The following is a 1,927-nucleotide window of genomic DNA, read 5'->3' on the forward strand; positions in this document are numbered from 1 at the left end:
ATTCAACGCCATCTCCAAGAGCCGCCAAGAAAACGAGAATACCAAGCGTTAATTTGGTAAGTTAGCGCCAATGGGGCTGGGTGTCGCTCCAGCCGTCGCAAAACTACACCCTGGGAGTATGTGGTCCCCGCGTTCGCGGGGAACCACACCGAGTGGGACGCGAGAGATTGCCACCTACAAAAATGGCCGGGATTGCTCCCGGCCATTTGCATTCGTCGTTGGGATCAACTCATCGCGGCGGCGCCACGCCCGGAGGCGGCGGAGGCAGTGCGGCCTGACCGCCGTTGAGCAGCGGCGTGATGCGGCGGACCGTGACGCGCCGGTTGATGCGGCTCGGTCCCTGCGTCTGCTCCTTCAGGTACTGCGCGCCGTAACCCTGCGACGTCAGGTTCTCGGCGGGCACGCCGAACTGCTGCGTGAGCAAGGTGGCGGCCGATTCGGCGCGGCGATCCGACAGAGACAGATTGTCGGTATCGTTACCGACCGCGTCGGTGTGGCCTTCTATCAAGAAGACCTCGCGCGGGTTGCGCTGGATCGCCTGGTTGAGACCGTCGGCGATGACCTGCAGCTTCGCCACCTGGTCGGGACTGATCTCCCATGATCCTGTTTCGAAGGTGATGGTGTTGAGATCGATCGACGGCATCAGCTGGCGCACCGATGGCGAGTAGCGCACCTCGTCCAGCGAATAGCGGCGCTGGACGCGCTCGACAGGCGGCGCAATCAGCGTGTCGTAGATGACATCCGGCGGCGCCTCCTCGGCGTCGACGATGTAGCGGTTGTAGGGGATGCGGATCTCCGGCGGCGGCAACTCGACATAGAAGCCGCCGACCGCAGCCGGATCGCGATAGGTGTTGTCGATGATGATGATCTCGCGGCCGCCGATGTCGCGGCGGATGCGCCGCAACAGCCGGCCGTCGGGCGCGGTGACCGTCACGATCTGGCTGCCGTCGGGACGGATCACGACGGTGCGGGTCTCGCCACGCTCCTGCTGGACGCGGATGTCCCGCGCGCCGTAGCGGAAGCGCTCGAGCTCATCGTGGCGCACGAACTCTTGTCCGCTCGGGTCGCGGACAATGACGCGGCCGGGCTCGTAGATCACCGTGCGACCACCCTCCTGAACCTCGCGGCGCTGGCCGCGGAAGTCTTCCAGCCGCTGCGGCCCGGGCATCGGAGCGCCCGGTGCGATCGGCGTGAGCTGCTGGGGCGTCGGCGGGGGCGGCGCCGGAAGTGGCGCGGCGACCTGCGGCGGCGGCCGATTGGACATGGCCGGGGGACCGGCAGGCGGCACGGCGCCCGGCCCGGCCTGCGGCGCGCCGGCGGGTCCCGGTCCGGGTCCAGCAGCACCGGGACCTGCCGCCGGCGGCGCCGCCCCCGGGGCACCCGGGGCCGTTCCCGGACGTCCGCCGGGCGGCCTGCCAGCGACGGGCGGCGTGCCTTGCTGTGTTGGCGTCTGGGCGGCCGGAGGCGCGGGTGGCGCCGGCGGAGTTCCCGGAGCAGGCGCGACGGTGCCGGCGGGCGGGATCGGAGCCCCGCGCGGCGGGGGTCCGCCTTGCGGGGAACCGGGCGGCGGGCCGCCAGCGCCCGGACGGCCTCCTGGTCCACCGGACGGTGGAGTAGGCGCGGCCGAGGGTTGCGGCGACGGGCCCGCGGCGGGTGGCGGCGAATGGGGCGGTGTTGCGCCAGCCGGAGGCGGCGGGGTTCCTGGCCGCTGATTCGGCGCAGCACTCGGCGGCGGGGGCGGAGCAACCACGGGCGGCGCAGGCGGCGTTGGCCGTGATGGTGCCGCCGCGGGCGGCGGCGGAGCGGGCGGAGTTGCTGGACGCGGAGGCTCGCGCACCACGGGCGGCGGGGCCGGCGGATGCGCCGGAGGCGCTGCGACCGGGGGCGGGGGCGGCGGCGGTGTCGGACGCGGGGGAGCCGCCGGCGG

Annotated in this window: 1 protein-coding gene; it reads right to left on the reverse strand. The window is 72.3% G+C overall.

Translation table 11 applies throughout. The annotated features are described in order from the left end of the window. Positions 1-229: 229 nt before the first annotated feature. A partial coding sequence (locus tag QX010_RS33000; RefSeq protein WP_316183714.1) for an OmpA family protein occupies positions 230-1,927 on the reverse strand: 1,698 nt, incomplete at its 5' end.

The sequence above is a fragment of the Bradyrhizobium sp. SZCCHNRI1009 genome (genome assembly GCF_032487575.1).
GTDB lineage: Bacteria > Pseudomonadota > Alphaproteobacteria > Rhizobiales > Xanthobacteraceae > Bradyrhizobium.